The sequence below is a fragment of the Mucilaginibacter daejeonensis genome, from assembly GCF_020783335.1.
Lineage (GTDB): Bacteria > Bacteroidota > Bacteroidia > Sphingobacteriales > Sphingobacteriaceae > Mucilaginibacter > Mucilaginibacter daejeonensis.
In genome coordinates this window covers 719,879-731,315 of the sequence record NZ_CP086068.1, presented here as the reverse complement: position 1 = coordinate 731,315, position 11,437 = coordinate 719,879, and the positions used below count along the sequence as shown (strand labels likewise).

At 48.5% G+C, this 11,437-nt stretch carries 7 protein-coding genes; 1 reads left to right on the top strand and 6 read right to left on the bottom strand.

The features are described from left to right. Positions 1-2: 2 nt before the first annotated feature. The 3 genes from LLH06_RS03335 to LLH06_RS03325 all read right to left on the bottom strand — a co-directional run bounded on the left by LLH06_RS03335 (position 3) and on the right by LLH06_RS03325 (position 6,130). On the bottom strand, positions 3-2,783 hold the full coding sequence (locus LLH06_RS03335) for a glycosyl hydrolase (protein ID WP_228171847.1): 2,781 nt from the start codon (positions 2,781-2,783) through the stop codon (positions 3-5). Between the two features lie 11 nt (positions 2,784-2,794). Then, a complete protein-coding gene (gene rhaM, locus LLH06_RS03330) occupies positions 2,795-3,106 on the bottom strand; it encodes an L-rhamnose mutarotase (protein ID WP_228171846.1) in 312 nt (103 codons plus the stop codon). 129 nt (positions 3,107-3,235) lie between these two features. Beyond that, positions 3,236-6,130, bottom strand: a complete 2,895-nt coding sequence (locus LLH06_RS03325) for a glycoside hydrolase family 2 protein (RefSeq protein ID WP_228171845.1) — start codon at positions 6,128-6,130, stop codon at positions 3,236-3,238. A 297-nt stretch (positions 6,131-6,427) separates the two neighbouring features. Here LLH06_RS03325 and LLH06_RS03320 point away from each other — a divergent pair, with 297 nt between their 5' ends. Then, positions 6,428-7,294, top strand: coding sequence for a PfkB family carbohydrate kinase (locus LLH06_RS03320; protein ID WP_228171844.1), 867 nt, complete (start codon positions 6,428-6,430; stop codon positions 7,292-7,294). On the opposite strand, the gene LLH06_RS03315 is transcribed toward LLH06_RS03320, so the two are convergent. The 3 genes from LLH06_RS03315 to trmD all read right to left on the bottom strand — a co-directional run bounded on the left by LLH06_RS03315 (position 7,291) and on the right by trmD (position 11,149). Further along, the gene (locus tag LLH06_RS03315) at positions 7,291-9,753 is read right to left on the bottom strand and encodes an AsmA family protein (RefSeq protein WP_228171843.1); all 2,463 of its coding nucleotides are present in this window, start codon (positions 9,751-9,753) and stop codon (positions 7,291-7,293) included. The two genes, LLH06_RS03320 and LLH06_RS03315, sit on opposite strands and share 4 nt — an antisense overlap. An 86-nt stretch (positions 9,754-9,839) precedes the next feature. Beyond that, entirely contained in the window at positions 9,840-10,340 is a 501-nt protein-coding gene (locus LLH06_RS03310) for a GNAT family N-acetyltransferase (protein WP_228171842.1), read from the bottom strand. Positions 10,341-10,471: 131 nt separating this feature from the next. After that, positions 10,472-11,149 (bottom strand): tRNA (guanosine(37)-N1)-methyltransferase TrmD, encoded by a 678-nt coding sequence (gene trmD, locus LLH06_RS03305; protein ID WP_228171841.1) that lies wholly within the window; start codon positions 11,147-11,149, stop codon positions 10,472-10,474. Positions 11,150-11,437 lie beyond the last annotated feature (288 nt).

Sequence of the window (11,437 nt, the reverse complement as noted above, 5' to 3'; positions counted from 1 at the left end):
AATTATTGACAATGCACCAACTTGACAGGCCCCAACAACCCCGAAGGCATTGGCTCCCAATTTGAAGCATCGAATGGCTTATAGTTGATGTTCACAAAATTGATCTCGTGATACTTGCGCCACTCGATCTTGTGTTGATCCATATACCTCATGCGGTTGGCCATCAGGTTATTCACCTCGATCTTAATAGTGTTCTTACCAGCCTTCAAGTATTTACCTACCCTGGCTTTGAACGGGATGCTCCATAAAATGCCTACCTCTTGTCCGTTGACCCAAACGCGGGCACTTTCGTCTACTTTACCCAAGTCAAGCACATACTCACCTGTAGCCTTTTTAGCCACTTCGAAGCTGGTAGTATAAACGCCGGTACCAGAAAAGTTGACCGCGGTGGTATCACCCAAGGCGGTCCACGAGGTCAGTTTTTCCAGTTTTTTAACTGATGGCAATGCAGGTCCACCGGTAGTGAATCGTAGTTCCCATGGGCCTTTTAATTCGGTTTGTGCATCCGCTTTTTCCAAATATTTCCATTTAGGTGATGCTGATCTAGGCTGAATGCTCGCTAATACGATCAACGCCTCACCGCTTTGCAGTTGTACGCGTACATTGCTTCGGTTGCCGCTAACACTTACCGGAGCAGCGCCGTAGCTGCCGCTTTGCGGGTCCATAATGGTGGCCGAGGCATATTTACCGTTCAATGGGATGCGGGTATCGATGGCTTTGCTGGTATGGTTAACCAGATAATAATATTTACTGCCGTCAACATCACGCCTGATAAATTTTAATCCGGTGTTGATCAGTTGCTCACCGTTCACCCCGATCTTGGCCATCGCGTTGTCAAGATCATTAGCTAAAATGATCTTGCCTTTGCCGATCAGTGTTTGCTGCAGACCATCGCCCCCTTTCACGAAGTTCATTGCCGATAGCATGTCACGTAACTTTTTGCGGCGATTCTCGAGGTCGGCGAAACCGGGTACGTCCTGAGGTAAGCTTTGAAAGATCACCGTAGCGCCTTCTGACGCCAGCCGGATGATCTGCTGCAAGGTCGGCAAGGGCATCATTTTGCATTGCGGCACCACCAACACTTTGTAATTGGCCTTAGCACTTGTCTTAATTCCACCCTTACTGCCTGTACTTTTTGACAAGGCCATATCTGATACAAAATCGATGCTGTAGCCTTTGTCCTGCAATTCATTGGCATCCTTATAAAATTTAGTGGGATGCAGCCACTCGTCAATATCATGTACACGGAACGGAATATCCATCCCTTTAGGCTCGTTCCAGGCATCATATATAGGCCAGTACATCAGCACTTCGTTATCGGCCTTGCCAGCTTGTAATACCGATTGTACCCGGGCAATATAGCCGTTCAAGCCGGTGGCATGGCTCCACAAGCTATTGCTTGGCACCATGTTCATAGATGCATAGAATAACCATCCCGGAAACTTGACATCGGCCGGTGAGTAAGTAGTGCCGTGGTAGAACACATGATTCACCCCGGCCAGGAACAGTTGCTCCACCTCTGGCTTGCATTGTGAGAACGCGGTCTTGAAATGTTCGGTCAACCAGGTAAAGGTCTCGCTGGATACGAGTGGCTTGCTGTTCACGTGTCCGGCCGAGGATGCGAACTTGAGCATGATCGGGTCAGGGTCAACGTTGCGTACATCGGCGCTATCACGGCGCAGGCCGGGGATAGTGAATTTGCTGGAGCCAAAGGTCTCGCACTCGGGAATATCTACCGTGCCATATAGGTCAAGCAAATTGCCCGGCGAGCCGTGTGACTGGTTCTTGGTGATGCTTTTTAGACTATGCGCCCAATTGGTCCAGTTCTGCGTGAAGTTATGCAGCAGCATGTTGCTCATGGTCTCACGGTAGTCAGATTTGATGCGACCAACGGTCTCACTCTTATCGGTGCCCATGAGCTCGCGCAGATGAAGACGCAGGTCATAGCCATGATCTTTAATGAAAGAAGCGAAAAGGTCAGGCGACCAATCGGCCCCGAACACCTCGTAACTATCGTTAAAGAACGCCCTTACATGAGCGCCTTTTGAATTTTTGAACGCATTGGTGAAGCGGGCCAGGTATACGTCGGTAGCGGTTTTAGATAAGTGATCCAGCGTATAACCGTCGCCGCCTGGGGCAGCACGTTTCACCTTTTGCAAGGTCTTACCGGCAAAGGCAGCGTATATCTCCGTATTGACGCTAACGGCAGGCATATTTAGGTTACCCGAGGCATCCACCTTGGCGGTCAGATCAGTGGCATTGCCTTTATCATCATACGCTACAACGGCTTGCAACACCGCCACATCGCGCTGCTTCGGGTCATTCACGCGGACAGCCTCTTTCAGTGTTTGCCCTGGGGCTAATTTATAGGTCTGCACGATGAGGCGCGATGCGGCATCGGCAGGTTTGATCTGCGGACCGCCGAACGGCCAACCGGTACCTGTATTCATATCAACACCCATGCCCAGTTGCGCGGCCGCGGTGTGAGTGTAGGTCAGCATATCCATCCACTTGGGCGACAGGAAATCGATGTAACGGCTCTCATAGCCTATAGCGCCATAGATCGGCGTTACCTCAACCCCACCCAGGCCGGCGTGCTTGTATTCTTTCAACAGGTTGCCAATATTGGGTTTATCGACCGCGTTGCCCATCCACCACCAGCGGGTCCAAGGGCGGGCCTCGGTCTTGATGACAGGCCAAACCGTACTTTTAGTGCTTTGTGCCATGGCCGATGTGGCCGTAGCACACAAAGCCATAATGTATATCGATCGCTTAAAATGCATAGTTGCTTAGTTTAGTCAAGGTGAAATACTTGGGTGAGCGGAGTGCTTACCGGGGAATTATCAGGATTGGTCTCCATGATATCGGCCATGTAGGCCCACCAACGCTTAACGATGTCGGTAGCGCCAAGGTCCTGCGACGACTGCCCCGATAGCATTTGTACACCGAACAGCGTATCGGTCTCCTCGTCTAAAAAGATCGTGTAATCACTGATGCCGTTCTCTTTCAGCAATGCCAAAAGCTCAGGCCATATCTCATCATGGCGCTTTTTGTATTCATCTTTGAAGCCTGGTAGCAGCTTCATCTTGAAAGCAACTTTTTGCATGGTCTATCGCATAATGACCATATCACCTCATGTGTTGCATGAGATGATATGGTCAGGTTAAATTGGTTCTGTTCTCTGTAAGGTAATGACACCATTTAAGGTCGTCACCCTTGCTTTAACTCAATTATTTTAGAATAGCTCATCTTTAACCGGTCGGGTAAAGTTCTGCTGGTTCTTGCCTGCTCTTTCCAACAAGCCAAAATAAAAATACAAGGTACGCTTAGTGGTGCGGCCTAAATGATTAAGCTCGCTCGTTGGTCCTAATTTAGGTGTTACCGGGTCTATCTTCAAACCTAATTTGGTACCCTCGGGTGGTATAGCATCCAGGAACGATAGGTTACCACCCGGCAGACCAGGGAACGGCTTGATACCTGACAGTCCGTAGAACTCGAATAACCGCACATACAATTCAGGCTCCTTGGCAGCCACCACGAATTTGCCCTCGACCGTATTGAGTTCCATCCAAGTGATATTGGCAAAATAGCCTTTAAATTCCGGAAAGATCCATGGGGCACTGCCGGTTTGGGTGTTGTTATAAGCATTGTCCCAAACATCATCTACCACACCTTGCAAGCGGTTCTTCCATACGCGGTAGGGGCCGCGGCCCAGCCACTTGGCGCCTAACACAAAGTTCTCAGGGTAGTTGAAGGTGATCCCGGCATATTGATAATCGCCCTGTGGCAGGCTATACTCATAATCGAGGCTTACCCAGCCGCTGTTGAACATTTTCCAACGGGCATATTTGAGGTCGCCGGTATAGCTCACTTCTACCAGTTCGCCATCGGCCTCGGTACGGTGACGAATATCTTTGAACGTGGCGTTGCCGCTTACCAGCATCGGCCCACCGGTGAAGGATAAGTTATCACCGGTGTTACCGGTCATGGCCACGATCTGTCCGTTCTTTTTACTGAAGGTCATGCTGATGGTACCTGCCTTGGTCTGTAGCGTCGAGTCGGTCTCGGTCACCTGTACGGTATTTTTGCCCGCGAAGGTCATGATGTTGTTCAACAAGCGTTCGTTGGTATTCTTCCAAACCCAGCGGTACAGCAGGTTCTGGAAAGGATCATACGCTGACAGTGCCAAAGCATCATAGCTTTTCCAATCGGCCGGTAAAGTGATCTGCAGGTCACCTGATGCCAACGGAGCGATCGATGGCGCCTTAAGCGTGCCGTTCTTTTTTACGATATGTCCTGCATCAGCATCGTTGGGCTTGCGGTAATCGATCAGCTCCCATTTAAAGCTGCATTTGTTGAGATCAGTAAAATGGAAACGATTCTCTACCGGAATGCTGCCATTAAAACCGGCCGGAAGATCTTTCATGGTAATGTGCACCGGCGAGTATATCTCGCGCATGGCATAAAAGCTGCCTTCCTTTTCACGGTGAGGGCCTAATACACCGTCCGGTGCGTTCACGCCGTTCACATCGATGATGTTGTTCCGGTCGGTACGTACGATGCCTTCATCTACTAAAGCCCAAATAAAACCACCACCCGAGCGTTTTGACTTCCAGTGCAGGTCCCAAAAGTCGGCCAGTGCGGTGGCACCGCCACCATCGTCTTGCGCATGCAGGAACTCGGTAGGCATATAGATGTTGCTATCGGCCAGTATGCTCTTAGTACTGTAATAATCTTCGTAGTGATTGCAGTCGATGCCATTGAAAACGTTACCCGGACGATGATGCGGATGGATCACCGGGCGCTTAGTGAAGTCATATTGAGTGAAGTATTGGTCCAGTTCCTTGTTGGTACCTCCCTCATTACCGTTATCCCAAAAAATGATGGATGGATGGTTCTCATCGCGCAGCACCATCTCTTTTACCAGCTTTTTACCGGCCGCGGTGCTGTAGGCCTTTTGCCAGCCTGCTAATTCATCCAGAACATATAGCCCCAATGAATCGCACACTTCCAGGAACTTTTTATCGGGCGGGTAATGCGACATACGCACCGCATTCATGTTCATTTCTTTCATCAGCTTAACATCCATCAATTGAATGTCGTCGTTAAGTGTACGGCCGGTCTCGGGCCACCAGCTATGGCGGTTGATCCCTTTCATTTTAATGTTGACACCATTCAGATAAATGCCATCACCTTTGCGTATCTCGATGGTACGGAAACCGAACTTTTCGGTAATTTGATAAACGGTTCTACCTCCAGATTTTAAGGCTACGTTCACCTTATACAGGTTGGGTGTTTCTGAGGTCCATAGTAGCGGCTGGTCCACCTTGGTGGTCAGGTTCAATACCGAATCTTTAGCTTTTAAATTAGCGGTCACACTCTTAACCAGTTTACCTTTGGCATCAGTGATCTGGGTGACCACCTGCATGGCCTGTTTAAGGTTAGCCGGGTACACCTGCATCCTGAACTCGCCATTAGCTTTAGCATCCACCGACAAACGGCTAATGTGCTGCTTGGGGTAAGCCGCCAGGTAAACCGGGCGGAAGATGCCACCGAAGACCCAGTAGTCGGCTAAACGCTCAGCATTATTGACCGACGCATCGCTGCTCATCTTACTTACTTTGGCCTCCAGCAAATTGCTGCCGCCAAATTTAAGCTTGTTGTTAATGTTGTATTTGAACTCGTAAAAGGCGCCCTGATGTTTCTCGCCGGCGCTTTGTCCGTTCAGTTTCACCTCAGTATCGGTCATCGATCCTTCGAATACCAGGTACACATCCATATCTGCCCAAGCCTTAGGTACATCAAATTTCAGCTTGTAGATTCCCTGCTCGTCGGCAAAGCGAAAGTTCTTGCCATAGGTCTTGTAATCGCGGCCGTAGTTGTAGCTACCAAAGCCTTGCTGCTCCCAACATGATGGCACCGCGATCTTGGTCCAGTAACCACTTTTGCGACCACCGGTACAGTAAAAATCCCACATCACATTAGTACGGTTACCACGGCCCGATAGGTATTTGACCTGCATGACCGATGGCTTGGGCGCTGCGAAAGCCGCCGTGCTGAACACGCAGATAAGGGCGCACAACAACTGCCGCCAACGTGAGATCCTAAAAGAGTAAAGGTTTTGATCCATAGATACGATATAACAAATAGGTCGAGTCGCTTCGCAACCGCGGGCAGGCTAAGTGCCACCACCAGCATGCGAATGAGCTGAATTTATAGGTTATTTGAATTGGTGTATTGCTGCACAAGGTAGCTACTCATACCAGCCCAGCTATCCTGAACTATCATGTTGACGTGCCTGCACGGGTACTATAACAGGTAAAATGATCATTACATTTATTATGACCATCATTGTTGCGTTACGCTGATAAAGTGGATCATGTGTAAATGTATATTTGCCGTCTTTTACTCAACAGCTCAACCTTGTATGTTCGATATTTGCTGCATTGGCCACATTACGTTAGACAAAGTGGTAACTCCTTCGGGAACTAAACACATGCCTGGTGGCACAGCCTATTACTTTGCCAACGCCCTGCAGCACATAGATGTGAACTTTGGCCTGGTGACGGCCGTTGGCGACTCTGAACTACACGAGATCGATCAGCTCAAACAACAAGGCATTCAGGTGACCACCCTACCCAGCAACCATTCGGTGTATTTTGAGAATACCTATAGCCATGATCAGGACCACCGCACACAGCGCGTTTTGCAGAAGGCCGAACCTTTTGAACTGGGCGATCTTCAGAACGTGGATGCTAAGATCTTTCACCTGGGCGCTTTACTGGCAGACGATATCCCCGCGGAAGTGATCGCTTATTTAGCAGGTAAGGGAAAAGTTTCGATAGATGCGCAAGGCTATTTGCGTGAGGTACGTGACCAGCAGGTGCATGCCACCGACTGGCCACAAAAGATCGAGGCGCTGAAACATGTATCGATATTAAAGGTAAATGAGCATGAGTTGGAAGCCCTTACCGGCATGACCGACATAGAGGCCGGCTCTAAGCAACTGGCCGAATGGGGCGTTTCCGAAGTAGTGGCCACCTTGGGCAGTAAAGGATCTGTCATCTATACCGAAGGAAAGTCATACGTGATACCTGCTTACAAGCCCGAAGCCATCAATGACGCTACAGGTTGTGGTGATACCTACATGGCTGGTTACTTATACCAACGGGTAAAAGGTGCCGATGTGGAAACAGCAGGCAATTTTGCGGCGGCCATCTCCGGTATCAAAGTGGGCGGTTTCGGGCCTTTCAAGGGCACTGAAGAGGACGTTATACGCTTCATGAACCGTTAGGTCGTCTTCTTGTCGCTGTCTTTATCGTCGTCCTTTTTACGGTCTTTGTTGAAGCCTATCTTCACTTTTCCGGTACCGTCATCCTTGGCTTTTAAGTGCAATACGATGCCTTTGTAACGTCGTTTTTGCAACTCGGCCTTATCGGTGATGTCCTCATCTTTTTTCGGATTCCGCAGCGGTACATCCAATGCGATATCAGTACCACGGCTCAGGCCGTAGGTACCTGCAATGTCGGCATTGAGCAAACTTGAGTTGAACTGCATCGGGCTGATGATGATCTTATCGCCCTGCACATTGAAGTGGGCATCCAGTTTGGGTATCTCGATGTTGTTCAGGTTACGGAACGGGAATGCGAACTTACCTACACTGATCAGCGGTTTGTAGTCGAGCAGTGCCGCATTACGCAAGCTTACATCTACATTACCATGCATGGATCGCGGCACTAATGCACCTGCACCGGTCACACTTCCGCTGACGTTGGTCTTGGCAGACAAATAGCCTTTGAGGTTTTTATAGGTGATATCTATCAGGCCAAAATTATCGAACGCATAAAAGAATTCCCGCACATTCACATTGCTTACTACAGTGTTGATGGCAAAGCGCCCCATGTTATTGCTTTGGATCAATTTACCGTTCAGCGTCAGGGTACCACCGGCATGCTTCACGCCTACGTTCTTGATCAGTACGCCATCGCCAGTGGTGAGCAGGTCGGCCTTAACATCGGTAGCCAGGAACTTGCCATAGTAGGCCTTGGCCACATCCATATGTATCTCGGCATTACCCTTATCGAACGCCGGACCTAACTGCCGGAATATATTACTGCTGTTACCTTTCCTTTGAGCCACCTGCTTTTGCTGTGTACGTGCGCTCAAGAAACCCAAAAATTCACCCAACCGTATCTCGGGGCTTTTGATGTACCATTGCAACACAATCTTTTCAGGTGCGTTGTAATACAGGTTCATGAAATTATTAACACGTCCATGCATCATCACTACGCTACGGCCGCTTTGCACACGGGTATCTTGTAGTAATAGGTCGTTCTTAACGATGCTTAATGATAATGAGGTATTGTTGAACTTCAGCTTACGTGGTAAGAACGTAGCATCGGCATTTTTTAAATTGATCACACCGGCAATGGTGGGCTTGTTCAATTCATAGTCTACAATGTCGGCCCGGTACCTGAAGTTAGCATCGGCTGTACCTTTGGTGAACTTGGCAAAGCCTTCCATCAGGTAATTGAGGTTCACCAGCGGGAAACTTGAACGGAAGTTACCGGTAGCGATCGGCTTACTCAAGTTCAGGATACTGCCGGTATCCACCGCGAAAGGTATATGCTCGTAACGACCGGTCAGCTTCATTAGCCTGATCACGGAGTTCTCATCGTTAAAGCCTTTGTTCTTTTCTACGTTGTTGGTAAACACGGCATCGAAAGAGCAGCTATCGATAGCGCCGCCTGGAATGGACAGTTTGTTATCGCGCACCTTGCCGGTTACATATATAAGCGGATCACCGCTGGCATGTAGTCCACCCGATATGAGAGCGGTGATGCCTAACGGCTTGCTCATATTAAATTTGTTGAGCGTGCGTTGTATGTTGGCCGCCACCAATGACGAAGCGCTGCGCCACAGGATCTTATCTGACACGACATAGATGGAGAACTTGGAAGCCGTGTCGGTATGAAAGGTAGCTTTCAGATCAAATGGGTCGCCCCCGATGGAGAAATCCTGCGTTTTGATGGTAATGCGCTCGTTGGCCTCACTAAAACCGGCGATGAGGTTACCGGCCACTACCTTGTTTTTAATAAAGCTGCCTTTATCAACGTTGAAGGCAAGGCTTTGGGCCAGCACGTTCATTTGCAGATCTGCCCGCCAGCCCGAGTCAGGGTACAGCATCTTACCATCCAGATCGTTCACCAGGAACTTAAAGAGCTTGTTACTTTTTTGATTGTTGACCGCAAAGGTCACGTTACTCAGCGTGAACTTGCCGAACTCGGTAGCGCTACCGCCCGAATCGCCCGTGTTGGTGTTCTTGGTCTTATCCTTCTTTTTAAAGATCGAAGAGTTGCTGTAACCGGTGCTATCGCTATACAGATCCACCGATGCGTCACGTATGGTGATATTGCCGATGCGGATGGTGCCACGGAGCAATGAAGCGGTGTTCACCGCCACCCCCATCACCTTAGCCTCTAACAGCGTGTGCTTATGTTCTTGCCAGCGTTTATCACGTACCAGCACATTTTTGAGCGACACCTTGATATCAGGGAAACCGGTGAAAAAAGTGGTCTCCAGATCACCGATGCTGATCTTACCGTCTATCTTTTGATTAAGGGCCCCGGTGATCAGGTTAAGAATCTTGGTCTTATGCGTATTAATATAGATAAATAGGCCGGCAAATGCTAACACAATGACGATCACGAATGCGGCAACAACTTTTAAAAGGATCTTTAACCACTTAGGCATCGGGAATGGATTTTTACTACAATCCCCTAAATCATAAATTGTTTGCTACCATTCCTTATTGCTCTATCAATGAGCGTGCTGCGGGATCAAAGTTGCCTTTGCATCTGTATGTCGCATCGTTCGTACGGGGAGGTGTAGCCGGTCATTTCTTGAAAGCCCAGTTTGTGGTATAATGCGATGGCAGGCTTGAGGATGGTATTGCTTTCGAGGTATAATGAGGTGGCACCTAATTGCCTGGCCTGCGCAATGGCCGCATTACCTAACATGAAGCCAACACCTTTGCCCTGTGCATTTGGCGATACCGCCATTTTTGCCAGTTCGAACCGGTGATCTTTCATTTTGATCAATGCGCAAACGCCTACAGGCACATCTTCATCAAGAGCGACAAAGATATGTCCACCTTTATTTAGGATATATTCTTGAGGATGATCAAGCGCCTTATGGTCCGACTCCTCCATTTTAAAGTAACGTTCGATCCATTCCTGGTTCAGTTGCTTGAACGCCTTCTCATATTTAGGCTCATAATCAACTATACTTATGCCGTTAGGACTTGATAACACTTCGTGCGCCTGAACTTTGCTTTCCATATATGTAAAATCTACGGATGTAACGAGGTCGATGACCAACATTATATCCGCATCAGAAGTCTAATTTAAGTAAGTATTTACTCAATTAAAAGCTGTTAGATATTTAATTTGGCAAGCTGTGGCTGAATGGTCTACTCGTCGAGCAGGTCGGGGCGGCGCTGACGCGTACGCTCAACCGACTGTTCGAAACGCCACTTTTCGATCTGTGGGGTGTTACCGCTTAGTAAGATATCAGGCACCTTATGGCCTTTCCAATCGGCCGGACGGGTATACACCGGCGCATCCAGTAATTCTCCCTGAAAGGAGTCAGATAGTGCAGAGGTCTCATCAGACAGAACACCGGGTATCAATCGCACCACGGCATCTACCAATACTGCCGCAGGCAGTTCGCCACCGGATAGCACATAATCACCTATGGATAGCTCACGCGTTACATACAGATCACGTATGCGCTGATCGATGCCTTTATAGTGGCCGCACAATATGATGATGTTTTGTACGGTGGACAGCTGGTTAGCGATACCCTGATCCAAGGTCACGCCATCTGGCGTCATAAAAATGATCTCATCATAGTCACGCTCAGCCTTCAGCATATCGATACAGGCTGCAAAGGGCTCGATCATCATTACCATACCACTACCGCCGCCATATGGATAGTCATCCACGCTTTTATGCTTGTTGGTAGAGTGATCGCGCAGATTGTGTACATGTATCTCGGCTATTCCCTTCTTTTGTGCACGCTGCAAAATGGAGTGTGCAAAGGGACTTTCAAGCAACCCGGGAAGTACAGAAATGATATCGAAACGCATGATCTATGATGTTACCTTGATTATAAGAAGAGCAACTACCCACCTTATTTAAGTTGACAAAAATAGATAAATCGGCCCACACCTATCATAGTATTTATCTGGGCAGTATGTTGTATATTTGTGAACGGCCGTAAGTGGTTATTTACCAGCTTTTAGCCTTGGCCGATATGGTTTGGATCGCCATAAATATCATCTCATAAAAAAAAGCAAAACACACTTTTTTATTCAAAAAGATCTTCGTAATATTGCAGCCCGATCTTTACGGGCTAAAGATCACATTAAGAGCTT

Bases quoted from the DNA above. Each gene is read 5' to 3' on its own strand.
- LLH06_RS03335 (WP_228171847.1), bottom strand. From the start codon at position 2,783: ATGCATTTTAAGCGATCGATATACATTATGGCTTTGTGTGCTACGGCC.
- rhaM (WP_228171846.1), bottom strand. From the start codon at position 3,106: ATGCAAAAAGTTGCTTTCAAGATGAAGCTGCTACCAGGCTTCAAAGAT.
- LLH06_RS03325 (WP_228171845.1), bottom strand. From the start codon at position 6,130: ATGGATCAAAACCTTTACTCTTTTAGGATCTCACGTTGGCGGCAGTTG.
- LLH06_RS03320 (WP_228171844.1), top strand. From the start codon at position 6,428: ATGTTCGATATTTGCTGCATTGGCCACATTACGTTAGACAAAGTGGTA.
- LLH06_RS03315 (WP_228171843.1), bottom strand. From the start codon at position 9,753: ATGCCTAAGTGGTTAAAGATCCTTTTAAAAGTTGTTGCCGCATTCGTG.
- LLH06_RS03310 (WP_228171842.1), bottom strand. From the start codon at position 10,340: ATGGAAAGCAAAGTTCAGGCGCACGAAGTGTTATCAAGTCCTAACGGC.
- trmD (WP_228171841.1), bottom strand. From the start codon at position 11,149: ATGCGTTTCGATATCATTTCTGTACTTCCCGGGTTGCTTGAAAGTCCC.